General features: G+C 32.6%; 15 protein-coding genes. 8 read left to right on the top strand and 7 right to left on the bottom strand.

Features of this window, described 5'->3' with window-relative positions:
* Window positions 1–64: 64 nt before the first annotated feature.
* On the top strand, window positions 65–1837 hold the full coding sequence (locus ACEN2K_RS12115) for a MutS-related protein (RefSeq protein ID WP_441759590.1): 1773 nt from the start codon (window positions 65–67) through the stop codon (window positions 1835–1837).
* 87 nt (window positions 1838–1924) lie between these two features.
* The gene (locus ACEN2K_RS12110) at window positions 1925–2812 is read left to right on the top strand and encodes a hypothetical protein (RefSeq protein WP_441759589.1); all 888 of its coding nucleotides are present in this window, start codon (window positions 1925–1927) and stop codon (window positions 2810–2812) included.
* A 222-nt stretch (window positions 2813–3034) separates the two neighbouring features.
* On the opposite strand, the gene dnaN is transcribed toward ACEN2K_RS12110, so the two are convergent.
* From dnaN to ACEN2K_RS12085, 5 genes are all read right to left on the bottom strand, one after another.
* Window positions 3035–4153 carry a DNA polymerase III subunit beta gene (gene dnaN, locus ACEN2K_RS12105; RefSeq protein WP_441759588.1) on the bottom strand — a complete coding sequence of 373 codons (1119 nt, stop codon included), beginning with the start codon at window positions 4151–4153 and terminating at the stop codon, window positions 3035–3037.
* A 110-nt stretch (window positions 4154–4263) separates the two neighbouring features.
* On the bottom strand, window positions 4264–5949 hold the full coding sequence (gene gldG, locus ACEN2K_RS12100; protein ID WP_441759587.1) for a gliding motility-associated ABC transporter substrate-binding protein GldG: 1686 nt from the start codon (window positions 5947–5949) through the stop codon (window positions 4264–4266).
* On the bottom strand, window positions 5949–6674 hold the full coding sequence (gene gldF / locus ACEN2K_RS12095) for a gliding motility-associated ABC transporter permease subunit GldF (protein WP_441759586.1): 726 nt from the start codon (window positions 6672–6674) through the stop codon (window positions 5949–5951). The genes gldG and gldF overlap by 1 nt, the downstream gene beginning before the upstream one ends.
* A 59-nt stretch (window positions 6675–6733) precedes the next feature.
* Entirely contained in the window at window positions 6734–7030 is a 297-nt protein-coding gene (locus ACEN2K_RS12090) for a putative quinol monooxygenase (RefSeq protein ID WP_441759585.1), read from the bottom strand.
* A gap of 38 nt (window positions 7031–7068) precedes the next feature.
* On the bottom strand, window positions 7069–7899 hold the full coding sequence (locus ACEN2K_RS12085) for an SAM hydrolase/SAM-dependent halogenase family protein (protein WP_441759584.1): 831 nt from the start codon (window positions 7897–7899) through the stop codon (window positions 7069–7071).
* A 195-nt stretch (window positions 7900–8094) separates the two neighbouring features.
* On the opposite strand from ACEN2K_RS12085, the gene ACEN2K_RS12080 reads away from it, so the two are divergent.
* The 5 genes from ACEN2K_RS12080 (at window position 8095) to ACEN2K_RS12060 (ending at window position 13179) form a co-directional block, all read left to right on the top strand.
* Entirely contained in the window at window positions 8095–9045 is a 951-nt protein-coding gene (locus ACEN2K_RS12080) for a PhoH family protein (RefSeq protein ID WP_441759583.1), read from the top strand.
* 129 nt (window positions 9046–9174) lie between these two features.
* A complete protein-coding gene (locus ACEN2K_RS12075; protein WP_441759582.1) occupies window positions 9175–9990 on the top strand; it encodes an SDR family oxidoreductase in 816 nt (271 codons plus the stop codon).
* A 110-nt stretch (window positions 9991–10100) separates the two neighbouring features.
* Window positions 10101–10934: an HAD family hydrolase gene (locus tag ACEN2K_RS12070; RefSeq protein WP_441759581.1), complete on the top strand. Its 834-nt coding sequence runs from the start codon at window positions 10101–10103 to the stop codon at window positions 10932–10934.
* 117 nt (window positions 10935–11051) lie between these two features.
* Window positions 11052–12008 carry a phosphoribosylaminoimidazolesuccinocarboxamide synthase gene (locus ACEN2K_RS12065; RefSeq protein ID WP_441759580.1) on the top strand — a complete coding sequence of 319 codons (957 nt, stop codon included), beginning with the start codon at window positions 11052–11054 and terminating at the stop codon, window positions 12006–12008.
* Between the two features lie 28 nt (window positions 12009–12036).
* Window positions 12037–13179, top strand: a complete 1143-nt coding sequence (locus tag ACEN2K_RS12060) for a glycoside hydrolase family 26 protein (RefSeq protein ID WP_441759579.1) — start codon at window positions 12037–12039, stop codon at window positions 13177–13179.
* 156 nt (window positions 13180–13335) lie between these two features.
* Here ACEN2K_RS12060 and ACEN2K_RS12055 read toward each other — a convergent pair whose 3' ends face one another.
* Window positions 13336–13794 carry a DUF1801 domain-containing protein gene (locus ACEN2K_RS12055; protein WP_441759578.1) on the bottom strand — a complete coding sequence of 153 codons (459 nt, stop codon included), beginning with the start codon at window positions 13792–13794 and terminating at the stop codon, window positions 13336–13338.
* 149 nt (window positions 13795–13943) lie between these two features.
* Window positions 13944–15032: a M42 family metallopeptidase gene (locus ACEN2K_RS12050; RefSeq protein ID WP_441759577.1), complete on the bottom strand. Its 1089-nt coding sequence runs from the start codon at window positions 15030–15032 to the stop codon at window positions 13944–13946.
* An 82-nt stretch (window positions 15033–15114) separates the two neighbouring features.
* Here ACEN2K_RS12050 and ACEN2K_RS12045 point away from each other — a divergent pair, with 82 nt between their 5' ends.
* The gene (locus ACEN2K_RS12045; RefSeq protein ID WP_441759576.1) at window positions 15115–15789 is read left to right on the top strand and encodes a DUF4294 domain-containing protein; all 675 of its coding nucleotides are present in this window, start codon (window positions 15115–15117) and stop codon (window positions 15787–15789) included.
* Window positions 15790–16779: the final 990 nt, after the last annotated feature.

The following is a 16779-nucleotide window of genomic DNA, read 5'->3' as shown; positions in this document are numbered from 1 at the left end:
TTATGATTTTATTAATTAGCTTTTTTATAATGGAATCCTATATTTGTAGCTCATAAAAATAACAATGAATACATACATATCCAACCAAGAAAAATATTCTAAAGAGTTATCATCAATTAATAAAAAATACAGTACGATAAGCCTTCTAAGGCTACTAAGTGTTATCCTTTTTTTAGGAGCATTCTATTTTTACATTCGTGACAGTGCTGTGCAATACGTCCTTTTGGCTGTGGTATTTTTGGCTGCTTTTATATTTTTAATGCGTCATCATGCTAAGCTGTTGTTAAAGCGAAAAATTACCGAAGCACTATTACTGATTAATAAAAATGAGAATGATTACTTGGATAAAAACAGTTTGCCGTTTGCTAATGGAGCCGTTTTTAATGATTTTCATCATCCATATGCCTATGATTTAGACATTTTTGGTGATCATTCCTTGTTTCAAAACTTAAATAGAACCGCTACTTATATTGGTAAAAAGAAATTAGCCCAGCAATTACTTACTCTTTTATCGAATGATGAAATTATTCAAAATCAGAAAGCAGTTCAGGAATTAACCACAAAAATAGAATGGCGTCAAGAATTTTTAGCTTATGCCAAAGTGGGCAAAGACAATAAAGCGAGTTACCAAGCATTATTAGCATGGAGCAAGTTTCCTATTACTTCATTGCCAAAATGGACTGCTGTGGTATCGTATATTACGCCATTCTTATTTTTAGTAACACTGTTGGCCTACATTATTACTTCAAAAGTGGTATTGCTTTCTTATCTAACGTATATCTTTCTGATCAATTTAGGAATTCTGGGCTTTTTTATGAAACGCATTCAAATAGAAATTGCTAATGCTGAAGATATAGACAAAGTCATTAGTCAGTATGGTTTATTGTTGAAAAAGATTGAGGAAGAATCGTTTCAGTCCCAAAAACTACTTGACCTTCAGCAAAAACTAAAATTTAAAACGGATGATGCTAGTCACCATTTAAAAAATTTATCAGAGCTGTTCTCTAACATGGATACTATTGGGAATCTTGTTGCGGCTTCCTTATTTAATGGAACTTTTCTTTTTAATTTACATGTTCTAAGAAAATTATTAGCATGGAAAGAAGAACATGCTGCCATACTAGAAGAATGGTTAGAAGTGATAGGGGAATTTGAAATGATGAACAGTCTTGCTAATCTTGCTTATAATAATCCGGAATTTGTTTATCCAACTATAAATTCAGATTTTAAAATTGATTTTGAAAACTTGAGCCATCCATTATTAAATGCTAAAAAGAGAGTAGGGAATGATACCAGTTTTCATCCACAATCTTTTATGATTCTTACGGGATCAAATATGTCTGGGAAAAGTACGTTTTTACGAAGTCTAGGAATTAATATGGTTTTAGCAGGAGTAGGATCAGTAGTATGTGCAAAAAACGCAAATGTTCATCCATTGCCCATCCTAGTTTCTATGCGTTTGTCTGATTCTTTATCTGACAGTGAATCTTACTTTTTTGCCGAAATAAAACGTCTAAAGCAAATCATGGAAGAACTAGAAGACCAACCAGCCTTTGTTTTACTAGACGAAATCCTTAGAGGAACAAATTCTGATGATAAGCGTAATGGAACTATTGAAGTGGTTAAAAAAGTTATTGCTAAACAAGCTGTGGGTGCTATTGCAACACATGACATTGAAGTTTGTTTAACAACAGATGAATATCCTGATACTTTAATTAATAAATGTTTTGAAGTGGAGATTGTTGATAATGAGCTGCATTTTGATTATAAACTTCGTGATGGCATCTGTAAGAATAAAAGTGCTACTTTCTTAATGAAAAAGATGGGGGTTATTTAAAGTATTTATTATTTAAAGAAAAAACGAAAAAAAGATAATGCTTGGATTTAAATTCACTACTTTAACTACTCTTAAAAAGAAGTATTTATGAAAAGGAAGCTTTTTGTTTTTTTATTGGCATTATCTTATTCTTTGGCTTTTTCACAACATAATCTATCGCAAAAGAGTAGCACTGTTACTTACATGAAATACAGTGGCTACAAAGCTTTAAAAAAAAATAATACTACTGTTATTGACTCGGTAGGTTTTAAAATTGTTGACAATGACACTTTAATAAATGTAGGTGGATACCAACAAAAAGGTGTCAGAGTAGCATATGAAGAAAAAGATTCTATTTTTTTAGAACGATACAAACAACTGGTTTACAATAAAAAGTACCAGAAAAAAGAAGAAAAACTCAAACCTACGATGAAAACATGGAAAACGCCAGTAAACGTTTACTTTGACAAGTCTGTGGATAAAGAATTTAGCAAAGAGCTTATTAAGTTTATGCGAGTTCTTGATAAAGAAGTAGATTCCTTGCATATTAATGTTGTTAAAGACAAGGAGAAATCAAATTACTTTATTTATTCGATTAATAGCCCTACTGATGTTAATTTAGATTTAAGAATCAGGACAGATGATGGTTATTACCTTTCATGGAATAACAGACAAAACATCTATAATTGTGCGCTAAAAATTGACGGAAAGAATCCAAACAAAGAAAATGCAGCTACTAAATTGAAAATAAATTTTATACGATCGTTAGGTCATTTCTATCTTGACTTTGATAGTACTAATTGTACCAGTTATTTTTCTTATTGTAAATCTGATAAAAAAGAATTTAGTGCACAAGATATGGAAATTCTAAAGTATCACTATTCGTACGGAATTTGTAAAGGAACTACTGTTGATACATTCGAAGAAAATCATAAAACTGCTAAAGAATCTCTAAAGAAGCATCATACAAAATTTTATTTTCTACATACTAATTAAAGTACCGCAGCCACAAATAGCAGGAATTAGAGTTTGTTAAAAGTGAATTTTACTAATTTCATCTACAATTTTTATCTTAAAAAAAAACCGCATATCCATTGAAGGAAATAGCGGTTTTTTTAAATATAAAAAATGGTTTGGTTAATAGCGTTATCTGAATTACAATGATAAGTATAATATTTGGATTACAAAAACCAAATACAACAAAATCATAATATTATGTTAACTGTTTAACATTACTGGCATAACAAGCATAGTAACTGTTTCACCTTCTTCTAATCCATCCACAGGCGTAAGGATACCCGCTCTATTTGGCAATGACATTTCTAACATGATCATGTCTGACTGTAAATTAGTCAACATTTCTGTTAAAAAACGCGAATTGTAACCTATTTGCATGTCGTCACCTTGATAATCACAAGTTAGTCTTTCCTCAGCTTTGTTAGAGTAATCGATATCCTCTGCAGATACGTTTAACTCAGCACCAGCAATTTTTAAACGAATTTGGTGCGTAGTTTTATTAGAGAAAATAGCAACACGACGTACTGAACTCAAGAATTGAGAACGGTCAATCATTAATTTATTTGGATTCTCTTTAGGAATAACGGCTTCATAATTTGGATACTTACCATCAATTAAACGACACATCAAGATGTAGTTGTCAAAAGAAAAAGTAGCATTAGAATCGTTATATTCTATCTTCACTTCAGCATCTGAAGTAGAAAGAATGTTTTTTAAGATAGTCAAAGGTTTCTTTGGCATAATAAAATCAGCTACTTGTGATGCCTTAACATCAGTACGAGCATATTTTACTAATTTATGTGCATCTGTTGCAACAAAGATTAACCCTTCTGGTGAAAATTGAAAAAATACACCAGACATTACTGGACGTAAATCATCATTTCCTGCAGCAAAAATAGTTTTGCTTATCGCAGTTGCTAATACATCAGCAGGTACTAAGGTAACAGATGGTTCTTCTAAGTTTACAGCTTTAGGAAACTCTTCACCTGGAGCATAGGCTAATGCATATTTTCCTGAGTTAGAACTTATTTCAATAGTACTATTTTCTTCAACAGTAAAAGTTAGTGGTTGTTCTGGGAACGTTTTTAAGATTTCCAAAAGTAATTTTGCAGGTACAGCAACACTTCCTTGACTTGTAGAATCAATTGCTAATGTAGCAGACATTGTTGTTTCTAAATCGGATGCCGAAACTGTTAATTCATTATTGTCTAACTCAAAAAGGAAGTTATCCAAAATTGGTAAAGTATTACTGCTATTGATAACACTACCCAAAACTTGTAATTGTTTTAATAAGTACGAACTCGATACTATAAATTTCATCTGTTTTATTTTATTTTTTGTGGTATATATTTTAGTTCAATTTTTAAAATACAATACATTTTACAAATATATCGTAAACTATTCTAGTATTGAAACTTTTTTATTAACATCTACTTGCTGTATTTTCTTTTTCGAACATAAGTAAATAAAAGCCCAAAAATGCCTAAAAATACAATTGGAAGCCCGATAGTTATGACTTGCGTGAGGGTATAGTTTTCGTATACTTTTTCTTTATCTAATAAAGGCAAATCCAGATCTTTACTTCGAATGTTAATAAGTCCAGTGTCATCCAGCAAATAATTGACACAATTCAATAAAAAATCCTTGTTGTCATATAGATTTCCAGATCTTTGATCAAATCCTAATTCTACTGGTTGCTGATTTTTATCCAACTGATTTTTGATTAAATCCCCATCTGATATAACTATCATTTTACTTTTTGTACCCTCGCTTTCAAATGTTTTTTGTTCAAATGGTAAAACACGATTTTCAAAAACCGAATGGAAAGAACCTTCTAATAAAACTGCCAGCGGAATATTTCCGGTATTGATATAGTGATTAGGACTCGTTTCCTCGGCAACAATATTTAAGTTTACTTCGGCCGGACTTCCTATTTTTTTAGAATATTTAGAAGATTGCAGCAGTACTGTTTTTTTAATTCCGTTTTTAAGAGTATCTATAGGATTAGCAAAATCAAATTTAATCCCTCCTAAATTCTTGACAATGGGATGTGTACTTTGAGGGTAAACTAACGGAGCAAATTTCCAGTTAAAATTTTGGTACTGTGTTGCGCTTCCTTGTTCACCTGTGGCTAACTTAATAGGACTGCCTTGCTCATCTTTGACCATGTCAGGATTAATTCTAAACCCATATTTAAAGAACAAGTCATTCAAATTCAAATCTCTGGGGAAGGCTAATGTAGCACCAGTCTCATTATACAAACTGTCCATTTCTACAGCAACCTGATCAATAAGCCACAATGATTTTCCACCATTTATAACATACTGGTCTAGCACTTGCTTCTCTGCATCAGAAAAAGTTTCCGTTGGTTTTGCAATGATGGCTAAATCATATTGCTCTAATGCATCTAAACTTTTTAAAGGGTTTTTAGCCACTGAATCTAATGTAAACGGTCCAATGTGGTAACTTTCTCTTATTTGCAAAAGAAATTTAGCCATCAATACATCTTGTAATTCTCCATTACCCTTAATTACAGCAATTGTTTTTTGCTTTTCAGTCGTAATTTTGTTTAAAGCATCCGCAATCGAGTACTCTAAATGTTGGACGGAACCAATTACTTTTTCTGTAGTCGAAGCCCCCATTTTATTTTTTAATAAAGGAATATTAACTTCTTTATTATTGTAAAATGCGATGGCCCATGGAAACACCATTGCTTGTGACTGCTTTCCTTTATCGTCTACAGTTATGTTTACAGGCGTTAGTCCTTTACGATAGAGTTCTTTAATGTTATCCATACTCTCCTCTTCATTTTCTAGAGGATTAACAAATTCAAATACAATATTGCTATTATAGGCCTGAAACTCTTCTAAAAGTTGTGCTGTTTCTTGTTGCAAACGTTTAAATTCGGCTGGCAAGTCTCCCTGCATGTATATTTTGATCGATAATGGTTCATGGACTTGTTTAATTATATTCAAAGAAGTCGAAGAAAGTGTATATCGTTTGTCTTTTGTTAAATCAAAACGATGAAAAAAGTAATTCCCAAGAATGTTTACTATTAGCAACGCAGCTATAATGAATAGTAAAGATTTAATATTATTTTTATTAGCTGATTTCATTACAATTTCACAGTTTTAAGTTTATAAACAGTAAACGAAAGGAACAAAATTGTGATACTTACAAAGTATAAAATATCTCGCGTATCTAGTACGCCTCGTCCCATGCTTTTAAAATGTTCTTGCATTCCTAAAACTGCTATATAATTAGCCATTGAAGGAGATAAGTTGGCCATACCTTCAAATCCGAAAAACAGTAAGAAACTAACAAATACAGCTATTATAAAGGCCACAATCTGATTATCTGAAAGGGTAGAGCTAAATACGCCAATAGCGCTGTAAGCAGCAATTAAGAATAAAAGTCCAAAATAGGAGCCAATAGTACTTCCCATGTCAATATTACCTTCAGGCATTCCTAAATTTGAAATAGCCAAAACATAAATAAATGTTGGGATAATAGCCATTATAATGAGTACTACAGCAGCCAAAAATTTCCCGTTGACAATTTCCCAGATACTTAAAGGTTTGGTCAATAATAGTTCAAGTGTACCTTGTTTCTTTTCGTCAGAGAAACTACGCATAGTTACCGCTGGAATTAAGAAAATTAAAATCCAAGGGGCTAACGTGAAAAAGGGACTCATATCTGCAAAACCAGTATTCAAAATATTGTATTCCCCTTGAAATACCCAAAGAAACAATCCATTGAGTATTAAAAAAAGACCTATGACTAAATAGCCAATAGGTGAACCAAAGAAAGATTTAATTTCCCGTAATAATATTGCTTTCATTTTAATTTTTTGTTTAAAAAGGTTAAGGTTTAATGCTGCTCAACTTCGAACAGTGAACTTTAAACCAAAGAAGCTAATTTATCGACGCTCCAAGCTTCGGGTTTTTTATTAAAAAGTTTTTTTGTAAAAGTCCATACTTCATTGAAAAATTCAGAGTTTCTATAGTTTTCTAAATCAGCCTCAGTTTCCCAATAACTGTATGTAAAAAAAATACGCTTATCTGTTTTATCCTGATAAAGTTCTAAAAGTTGGTTTCCAGGTGCTGAACGGATTCTTTCCTTAATTGACTCGAAATTTTCTAAGAAAGCAGTGATGTTTTCTTCGTGGAAACTCAATTTTACTATTCGTACAAACATTTAATTTTGGGTATATAATAGTTAAGGTATAAACAACTTTAATTTTTGAATTCTATCGAAACTACATCTCTGTAATTCAAACCTAACAAACTGTTTGCTGAGCCTACAGTTGCTGGATTACTTCTAAAAATCGCAATTTCTAAAAAACCCGCTTCATTAAAAATTGCTAGTTTTTCTCCTTCGTAATTCTTAATTGGATATTTATCTGAACTTGCTATGGCAGAATAATTAGGCAAAATGGTTTTGATATTTTTGGTTCTCATGATTATCTCATAAGGCCTGCCTTTAGCCACTTCTAAAAATTGTTTTTTACTGATATTCGTCACAACATTACCTAGTTGATCAATATAAATAACATGACCTTTTAGTATATTGAAATCATTTGATACTACTGCCTTAAGTTCAGTGATTTGTTTTATTGCTGGAATTTCTCGACCTATAACGTTTAGTAGTCCACCTTTGGCAATATGACAGGCAACCTTTACAAAAACATCTAAACCAGAAGCATCACTAGATAAGCGATCATGTATATTGATGGCAACGATTTTTTGAGGAACAATTTTTTGCGAAAGCATACTAAGTATACCATTGTCTGCAGCAATAAAGTAAGAATCATTCCATTGCATAGCAATATGCTGGTTTTCTTTATTCAATTCCATGTCTACGCCTATGAGGTGTACAGTCCCTTTTGGGAAACTAGAATAAGCCGCCCCAATAACATAACTTGCTTCTACTGTGTTGAATGGATCAATGTGATGCGAAATGTCAATAATTGTTGCTTCTGAATATTCAGATAAAATCTTCCCTTTCAACGCACCTACAAAGTGATCTTTCAAGCCGTAATCAGTCGTTAGGGTAATTATTGACATAAATTTGTTTATAACTATTGGTGTTATCTAAAAGTAATTTTCATTAAATTTGAGAAATGCAAAGCTAATAATAGTAAATTCAAAAATGCAAAAAACAAATATAAATTCTAACTATTAAGAGAAATAAAACTAAGGTTTAAAACCAAAACGGATTAGATTTATTAATTGATTAATTTTAATATAAAACTACAACTTTTGAACGAAAGAATAATCGAGCTCATAGACATCGCGCCAAAAGAGTTTTGGGGCGCTCAAGACACTCATCTTGAAATGATTAAAAAATACTATCCAAAGCTTAAAATAGTAGCGAGAGGAACCACATTAAAAGCATTTGGTGAAAAAGAAATCTTAGACGAGTTTGAAAATCGTTTTCAACGTTTAATGCTTCATTTTTCTAGATACAACAATATTGATGATAATGTAATTGAACGTGTGATTTTAGGGGACGCGCAAGATGATCGTAAAATGGCTGGTAATGATAAAATACTAGTGCATGGGGTGGGAGGTAAGATTATTAAAGCAATGACACCTAACCAGCAATTACTAGTCGATACCATTAATAAAAATGATATGGTTTTTGCAGTGGGACCAGCGGGGACAGGTAAAACCTATACTGGTGTAGCCATGGCTGTAAAAGCACTGAAAGAAAAACAAGTGAAGCGTATCATTATTACCCGTCCGGCAGTAGAAGCAGGTGAAAATTTAGGGTTTTTGCCAGGTGATATGAAGGAAAAATTAGATCCGTACATGCAACCTCTTTATGATGCTTTACGTGACATGCTTCCTAATGAAAAGTTAGAAGATTATATCTTAAAAGGAATTATTCAAATTGCTCCTTTGGCTTTTATGCGTGGAAGAACCCTTGACCACGCTTTTGTTATTCTTGATGAGGCTCAAAACACTACGCATTCACAAATGAAGATGTTTTTAACTCGTATGGGAAAGAATGCTAAATTTATGGTGACTGGTGATCCTGGCCAAGTAGATTTGCCGCGTCGCACTATTTCTGGACTCAAAGAAGCTTTATTGATTTTAAAAGATATTGAAGGAATTGGTATTATTTATCTTGATGATAAAGATATTGTGAGACACCGATTAGTGAAAAAAGTAATTGATGCTTATAAATACACCGAAAATCCCGATTAAAGTATAGAATTCTTGAAATCAGTAAAATACTGTATGCGACCCCTACTTGGGGTCGTATTTTTTTAATAAAGGTAACTTTAGAAACACATTTTTAAATGAATTTCTTTTACTGAAAAAAATAATGATAAATTGAAGAATGTAATTATTACAGGTGCTTCTGGGGGAATAGGAAAAGAAATGGCCATTCACTTTGCTGAAAACGGTTGGAATGTTATTGCAACCATGCTATGTCTTGATCATGGAAAAGAACTTCAGTCTGTGGCCAATATTCATTGCTATATTCTTGACGTAACCTGTACGGATAGTATTGAAAAAGCAAAACAAAAAATTCTAACTGATTTTAAAAAAATAGATGTTGTTGTAAACAACGCAGGAGTGGGTTACAGAAGTTTTGTCGAACTTTCAGAAGATGATAAAATTAATAACATTGTAGATGTTAATTGGTTAGGAGTTGTTAAGATGTGCCGGGCTTTTATTCCTGTTTTTAGAAAACAAAAATCAGGTCAGTTTATCAATATAACTTCTATTGCTGGATTAGTTAACTTACCGTTGGGTAGTTTTTACCATGCTACAAAACATGCTGTTGAAAGTTTTTCTGAATGTATGGCGTATGAACTAGCTCAATTTAATATCAGCGTTTCTACAATACAATTTGGCAACACGCCAACTAACTTTCAAAAAAATGTAACCAAATCAGAACGGTCTTCTCTAGCATCTTACAATAATTTAATGGACAAAATAAGTGCGATAGTAGAAAATAAAACAAAGAATAATCCCGATTTAAAACCATCTATCATTAAGCAAGTATTTAAAATTGCCGAAAACCCAGCTAAAAATTTTAAAAGATATACTATAGGTTTTGATGCTAACAGCCTTAGTATGCTGAGATCTAAAATTGGATACCGATTGTTTGGTAGAATCATTAGACAGTCAGTTTTTAAATAAGAATAATCGCTATAAAGTTAAATCAGTGTTATTTTTAAAGAGTATAGCATGGTTATTTTTTGCAAACTGTTTATAATGAGGTAAATTTGGACAAGAATTAGAATAAAACAATGAACATAAAAGAGAATATTAAAGTTATAATTAGTGATTTAGATGGTACTTTACTAAATGCTAATCACGAAATATCAACCTACACACAAGCTGTTTTTCAAGAGCTACATCAACAAAATTATTTAATTATCGTTGCTACAGGGAGACATCATCTTGATGCAATGCCTATCGTGGAGCGACTGGGCTTTCCTCTTTACTTAGTAACGTCAAATGGTGCTAGAATTCACTCGCCAGAAAAAGAATTGCTTTTTTCTTATGATATGGATAGTGAGTCGATAAGATCTGTACTGAATTTAGGAATTGACTCTGAATTCACAACCGTTCTTTTTAAAGAGAATGTATGGCAAACTAACAAGCACAATGAGAAACTCAATAGTTTTCAAACGAAAATGAATTACATACCTGAAGTAGTAGATTTTAATAAGGTAGAAGATCTTCAGGCGATTAAAATGTTTTTCACTCACGAAAGTCATGCTAGATTAGTAGAATTAAGAGATTTGATAATAGCTGACCACTCTGAGCAATTTAGTCATGCGTTTAGTCTGCCACACTGCTTAGAATTCATGGATAAATCTGTAGATAAAAGTGTAGCTATTGCAAAGATTTTAGAAATAGAGAATCTTAATTTTCAGCAAACGATTTCTTTTGGAGATGGCTATAATGATGAAAACATGTTAAATGCAACTGCCAAAGGCTTATTAATGGGTAACGCTCCTGATAGTTTAAAGAAAAAATTGGCTCACTTAGAGGTTATTGCTACCAATTATGACAATGGTGTTGCCAGTTATTTGTCAGAGAAATTGCTGAAAAGAATTGTTTCAATAGAGGAATAAATGTAGCTACTATTGGCTTTAATTTAAAAGATGTCGGTAAGGATGAATTCTTTGTTTTTCTTTATAAAATAATCCTAAATTTGCATTAAAATAAATAACTACCCAACACTACTAATAATGAGTAATACAATCACAACTACTAATTTTAATTTTCCTAATCAAAAATCAGTTTATCACGGTAAGGTTAGAGAAGTTTACAACATTAACGATGAACTTCTTGTTATGGTTGCTACAGACAGGCTTTCGGCTTTTGATGTAGTGCTACCAAAAGGAATTCCATACAAAGGTCAAATCTTAAACCAAATTGCAACAAAGTTTATGGAACTTACGCAAGATATCGTTCCTAACTGGTTACTAGCTACGCCTGATCCTAATGTTGCCGTAGGACATCTATGTGAGCCGTTTAAAGTTGAAATGGTCATTCGTGGTTATCTTTCAGGTCATGCTGCACGTGAATATGCTTTAGGGAAAAGAGCAATATGTGGTGTGAGTATGCCAGAAGGTTTAAAAGAAAATGATAAATTTCCTGAACCCATTATTACGCCAACCACAAAAGCAGATAATGGAGAACATGACGCTGATATTTCTAGAGAGGCTATTTTATCTAAAGGAATTGTTAGTGAAGAGGATTATCTAGTTTTAGAAAAATATACAAGAGCGCTTTACCAGAGGGGAACTGAAATTGCTGCCAGCCGCGGTTTAATATTAGTAGACACTAAATATGAATTTGGTAAAACCAAAGAAGGAGTCATTGTTTTAATTGATGAAATTCATACTCCAGACTCTTCTCGTTATTTTTATTCGGATGGTTATCAAGAAAGACAAGATAAAGGAGAAGAACAAAAACAATTATCAAAAGAGTTTGTACGCCGCTGGTTAATTGAAAATGGTTTCCAAGGTCTAGAGGGACAGCAAATTCCTGAAATGAACGAAGACTATATTCAGTCAGTATCAGAACGATATATTGAATTATATGAGAAAATTTTGGGAGAAAAGTTTGTAAAAGCTGATCTTGACAATATTGTTTCTCGAATTGAAAAAAACGTATTAAATTATTTAGGAACGAATGGCTAATTTTCAAATTTAAATTAAAATTTAAATTATGAAGATTACTAATGGGTCACAGAGCTTTTTATTTATTGTATGTTTAATTTTTTCGACCTCTTCTATTGCACAAATTGATAAAAGAGCTACAAAAGAAACTAAAGCACTTTATAAAAATCTTAAAAAATTATCTGAAGAGCATATTCTTTTTGCGCATCAACACGATACAGAATACGGTCATGGCTGGGTAGGAGATAAAGATCGTTCAGACGTAAAGTCAGTTACGGGTTCGTATCCAGCCATGGTAGGTATTGATTTCAGTGGATTATCAGGCGTTTCAGATGAGGCAATCGAAAGAACAAAAAAAGCACTTAAAAAAAACGTTGTTGATACCTACAATAGAGGAGGAATCACCACGGTTGCATGGCATTTTTCCAATCCTGCTTCTGAAGGTGGTTTTTATTGGAAAGACAGTGTTAGTGTACCCGCTATAAACTTAATTAAACCGGGTGGTTCAAAACATGAGGAATATAAAAAAATTCTAGAAACTATTGCTGATTTTGCTAAATCAGTGAAAGGAAAGGATGGTAGTTTAGCACCAATGATTTTTAGACCTTATCATGAATTTGATGGGGAATGGTTTTGGTGGGGTAAACCCTATACATCTCGTGAAGATTTTATAGCGGTATGGCAGTTTACAGTAAATTACCTGAAAGATACACTAGGAGTTCACAATTTCTTATATGCTTTTTCTCCAGATAATAAATTCACAACCGAAGAAGAGTTTTTAGAACGCTTTCCGGGAAATGACTATGTAGATATGGTAGGAATGGATAACTACGGAGATTTTGGAAGGTATGGCAAATATGATTTACCAAACGCTGTAAAAAAGCTGAAAATCGTTTCAGATTATGCTGTTAAGAATAAAAAATTAGCTGCTCTAACCGAAACAGGATTAGAAAGCATTCCTAATCCCACTTGGTGGACAGAAACATTACTAAAAGTAGTTAAATCCGAGAATATGCAGTTGGCGTATGTACTCGTTTGGAGAAATGATATTCAAAGTACCACACATTATTACGCTCCTTATCCAGGACAAGAAAGTGTTCCTGACTTTGTGAAATTTTATAACGATCCCTTCACTATTTTTGAGAAAGATTTACATAAAATATACCGACGTAAATTCTTAGGTATATTTTAGTTATCAAACAAAAACCTGCGATTCAACTTTGAGAATTTCGGGTTTTTTATTTCTTCAATTGGGATACTTAATTGTGTAAAGGGCACTACTATTTACTAAGTAAAAGAAGTTGTCTGCTTTGTAGTTAGGACTCCGTTTTTACTTAGCTTTAATTTATCATGATTTTTTGAATTGTGTTTCGTAACACTTTATCCATTCTTCAACAGAAATTTTTTGTACTAATGCTGCTATTAATGGCAATGGAATTTGATCTACTTTCTTAAATCGAATACAGCTTTTCCCCATGTCTAGTTTGTGTGTGCGATATTTTGGGTATTCCTTGACAAACCATTGTAAAAGATCAGGTTTTGCATATATACCCATATGATATAAAGCAATAAAATTTTTCTGCGAGGCTATATTGATAAAGGGTAATGGGAGTTTTGGATCACAGTGATACCCTGCTGGATATAAAGAATGCGGAATAACATATCCTATCATTCCGTAACTCATAGTTTCCGTAAAACCATCTGGAATATTATTCAGTATAGCTTCTCTTAGAGCTAGCATGGCTGTTTTCCTTTCTTCTGGTAATTCATTTAAATAGTCAACTACTGATAGTGCTTTAGATTGCATAGTTAGATATTAGTTGCGTAAATTTAATATAAAAAAAAAACACAGCCTTATGAAAAACTGTGTTTTTTAGCCCTGATGGAAGCGGCATCCTCTTGTGCCGGAGTTCGGCACAAGAGATACAGCGTACAGCAGGATAAGGCTTCTACTACTTATTTGAAATAAGAAAAAGTTTCGTTATTTTCTAATTTTAAGATAGTCTCATAAATTAATTTGATCACATTTTCAACATCATCGCGATGAACCATCTCAACAGTGGTATGCATGTAACGTAATGGAAGCGAAATTAAAGCAGAGGCAACACCTCCATTGCTATAAGCAAATGCATCAGTGTCTGTACCCGTTACACGAGAAGAAGCAAGACGCTGAAAAGGAATATTTTTCTCCTCGGCAGTATCAAGAATCAGTTCTCTTAAATTGTTTTGTACAGCAGGGGCATAGGTAATTACTGGACCTTTACCAATTTTTGTATCTCCTTCAATTTTCTTCTCAATCATTGGAGTGGTAGAGTCATGGCATACATCAGTAACGATTGCTACATTAGGTTTGATTGTTTTAGTAATCATTTCAGCACCACGTAAACCCACTTCTTCCTGAACCGAGTTAGTAATGTACAATCCAAAAGGAAGATTTACTTTATTTTCATGTAATAAACGAGCCACTTCAGCAATCATAACCCCCCCCATACGGTTATCAATAGCGCGGCATACAAACTTATTGTCATTTAAAATCATAAATTCATCAGGGTAAGTGATAACACATCCTACATGAACTCCCATTTTTTCAACCTCTTCTTTGGTTTCACAACCCAGGTCAATAAATATATTGCTTATTGAAGCACTCTCTTCTTTGTCTCTATTGCGCGTGTGGATTGCTGGCCATCCAAAAACACCTTTTACTATTCCTTTCTTTGTATGGATATTAACACGCTTAGATGGTGCAATTTGATGATCTGAACCACCATTTCTAATAACATAAATCAATCCATCATCAGTAATATAATTTACATACCATGAAATTTCGTCAGCATGTCCTTCGATTACCACTTTATATGGAGCGTCAGGATTAATTACACCTACTGCTGTTCCGTATGTGTCCGTTATAAAAGTGTCAACATATGGTTTTAAATAATCCATCCAGATTTTTTGTCCTTCGGCTTCAAATCCAGTAGGGGAAGCATTGTTTAAATAGTTTTCTAAAAAGCTGATTGATGATTTGTTTAATATCGATTTTGTACTCATAATAATATTTTTTTGCTAAATTATAAATTTGGTATTACAGTTGTGTATATAATGTATAATTTTACCAATTAAATTTTGCCTCATGAAGTTTGTTACCTTTATAATAGTCTTGTTTTTATTATCGAATTCTGTACAATCTCAAGAAATTCCTCCTAGACCTGCTACTATGGGATATGAGTTGTCGGATTCTGATGATGTAGTTAATGACACGATAATGTTAGAAGAAATTGTAGTTTCAAAAGTGAAATTAGACCCTGATGCCAAAAAGGAATTTCTAATACTTCAAAACAGAGTGTATAGAACTTATCCTTATGCAAAATTAGCATCTGAAAGGTTGACAAATTTAAATAAGGGGATGGCACGTCTAACTACAAATAAGGAAAAGAAAAAATACTTTAAGATAGTTGAAGACTACCTAAACAATGAGTTTGAAGCCAAGCTGAAGAAACTATCTCGCAAACAAGGCCAAATATTGGTCAAGTTAATTCATCGTCAAACCGGTATTACAACTTATGAGCTGGTTAGAACGTTAAAAAGCGGTTGGAAAGCCTTTTGGTCTAATAACGCAGCAAATTTATTCAACATAAGTTTAAAGGAGGAATATGCTCCTTATGAGGTCAATGAAGACTTTTTGATCGAAACCATATTACAAAGAGCTTTTCAAAACGGAAGATTAATCAATCAGCAACCAGCAACTCCTGTTGATATTGACGATCTAAATAATTTTTGGGAAAGCAAAGCAGGGCAGTCAAACTAACTTCGGCTTGTCGTATTTTCAACACCTATATATATAGGTATACTATTAAATTACTTTAGTAAACACGTAATGGTGTTTTTATTAGGAGCTATTTCCTGCTATTCGTTGCAATCTTTTACTTTTAAAGAAAAAAGTAAAAGGATTTCCACTGCTATCAGGGCTAGGGCCTGTGGGTAGTAATTGTGATTTTTCATAATTGAACTGATAATGTGAGCTACCTATATATAAGTAGTGAATTTATTTGTACAAGTTTTAATTAAGAAAATCCTAATTCATTCCATACTCTAATCATCCAAACTACTTTAGTTAATGACATTCTTCTTTTAAAGAGAATAGGCAAGAGTATTGGTGTTCCAGTTGATAACGACCTAGGTATTTCTATATTACAAATAGCTTTAAAGTTTAGCTTAAGTGTCTGGTAAAGGAAAGTACTATGAGTTGTGGGTAAAAAAATCCGAGCTCCTGCACTGGTTTTCGTTCAAGGAAACCTAAGAACTGATCAGTAATCTGATGAATCTTCAAAATCAGGAAAGATTTATCAAACACAAATAATACATTTCCAGCTGTTTAAAAATAAATGCAATAAAACTTTAAAAAAAGTATTGAATAACGGTATAAAGGGGCTACTTTTGCACCCGCAACAACGCAGACGTTCTTAATATACTGGCAAGCAATTAGAGAGTGATAGAAATTTATTTCTTAAAAAAACTTTCAAAAAAGCTTGTGAGAATTAAAGTAGATGTTTACTTTTGCCGACCGCTAAATCAGCAACGTTCATTGATATATTGATAAGAGAAAGGAGTAAAAAGAGATGAAAATTTTCTTTAAAAAAACTTCAAATTTTTCTTGTCGTATTAAAAAAGAAGTTGTAGTTTTGCACCCGCTTCCAGCGCCACGTTTAGTGGTTAAGGAAACGAGAAAAAAAGATAAGACACGTTCCTAGACATATTGAATTGACAGCCGTTTTGAGAAGAGATTCTCAAGACAAAA

It is taken from the genome of Flavobacterium sp. W21_SRS_FM3, assembly GCF_052113625.1.
In the GTDB taxonomy this organism is placed as follows: Bacteria; Bacteroidota; Bacteroidia; order Flavobacteriales; family Flavobacteriaceae; genus Flavobacterium.
The sequence above is the reverse complement of the archived record's forward strand: the minus strand, read 5'-3'. Positions and strand labels throughout refer to the sequence as shown.

What these genes read in the sequence shown, in the direction of transcription:
- ACEN2K_RS12045 (WP_441759576.1), top strand. Translation starts at nt 15,115, where the DNA reads ATGAAGTTTGTTACCTTTATAATAGTCTTGTTTTTATTATCGAATTCT.
- dnaN (WP_441759588.1), bottom strand. Translation starts at nt 4,153, where the DNA reads ATGAAATTTATAGTATCGAGTTCGTACTTATTAAAACAATTACAAGTT.
- ACEN2K_RS12050 (WP_441759577.1), bottom strand. Translation starts at nt 15,032, where the DNA reads ATGAGTACAAAATCGATATTAAACAAATCATCAATCAGCTTTTTAGAA.
- ACEN2K_RS12065 (WP_441759580.1), top strand. Translation starts at nt 11,052, where the DNA reads ATGAGTAATACAATCACAACTACTAATTTTAATTTTCCTAATCAAAAA.
- ACEN2K_RS12090 (WP_441759585.1), bottom strand. Translation starts at nt 7,030, where the DNA reads ATGTTTGTACGAATAGTAAAATTGAGTTTCCACGAAGAAAACATCACT.
- ACEN2K_RS12070 (WP_441759581.1), top strand. Translation starts at nt 10,101, where the DNA reads ATGAACATAAAAGAGAATATTAAAGTTATAATTAGTGATTTAGATGGT.
- ACEN2K_RS12055 (WP_441759578.1), bottom strand. Translation starts at nt 13,794, where the DNA reads ATGCAATCTAAAGCACTATCAGTAGTTGACTATTTAAATGAATTACCA.
- ACEN2K_RS12060 (WP_441759579.1), top strand. Translation starts at nt 12,037, where the DNA reads ATGAAGATTACTAATGGGTCACAGAGCTTTTTATTTATTGTATGTTTA.
- ACEN2K_RS12110 (WP_441759589.1), top strand. Translation starts at nt 1,925, where the DNA reads ATGAAAAGGAAGCTTTTTGTTTTTTTATTGGCATTATCTTATTCTTTG.
- gldG (WP_441759587.1), bottom strand. Translation starts at nt 5,949, where the DNA reads ATGAAATCAGCTAATAAAAATAATATTAAATCTTTACTATTCATTATA.
- ACEN2K_RS12115 (WP_441759590.1), top strand. Translation starts at nt 65, where the DNA reads ATGAATACATACATATCCAACCAAGAAAAATATTCTAAAGAGTTATCA.
- ACEN2K_RS12085 (WP_441759584.1), bottom strand. Translation starts at nt 7,899, where the DNA reads ATGTCAATAATTACCCTAACGACTGATTACGGCTTGAAAGATCACTTT.
- gldF (WP_441759586.1), bottom strand. Translation starts at nt 6,674, where the DNA reads ATGAAAGCAATATTATTACGGGAAATTAAATCTTTCTTTGGTTCACCT.